At 66.2% G+C, this 524-nt stretch carries 1 protein-coding gene; it reads right to left on the bottom strand.

Annotated elements, in window-relative coordinates:
• A partial coding sequence (locus IEY96_RS32450; protein ID WP_189198602.1) for an IS5 family transposase occupies nucleotides 1–417 on the bottom strand: 417 nt, incomplete at its 3' end.
• Nucleotides 418–524: the final 107 nt, after the last annotated feature.

The following is a 524-nucleotide window of genomic DNA, read 5'->3' as shown; positions in this document are numbered from 1 at the left end:
ATGATCGGCCGGCTCGCTGTGCACCCCGCCGGGTGGTTCCTTTTGCAGGTGACCGTCCCGGCGTGCTCCGGCCGCGTGCTGGTGAGCCCGGGTGATGGTGGAGTCCACGCTCACCGTCCAATCGATCTTCCCGGCGGCGTCCGCACACGCCTGCAAGGCCGCCAGGATCCGCGCCCAGATCCCCTCCCGCTGCCAGCGCCGGAACAAGCCATACACGGTGAACCAGTGGCCGTAGCAGGCAGGAACGTCCCGCCACGGCGCCCCGGTCCGGATCCGCCACCGGATCCCGTCGATCAACTGACGCTTGCTCCACTTCGGCGGACGCCCCTTGCCCGATGCGGCAGGCAGATGCGGCTCCAGCGCCGCCCACTGCGCATCAGTGAGGTCGTGCCGCCTCGTCACCACTACGCTGGTCACGAGGTCTCCGGTATTTCGTTCTTCTTGGTCGTTGAACCACCTACCGGAGACCTCTTCGTTCAACGATCACCGACACGCATGACACGTGATCTTTCGAAACACGGCCT

The organism is Micromonospora fulviviridis (assembly GCF_014648395.1).
Classification (GTDB): domain Bacteria; phylum Actinomycetota; class Actinomycetes; order Mycobacteriales; family Micromonosporaceae; genus Micromonospora; species Micromonospora fulviviridis.
Note: the sequence above shows the minus strand (reverse complement) of the source record. Positions and strands in the feature narration are given on the sequence as shown.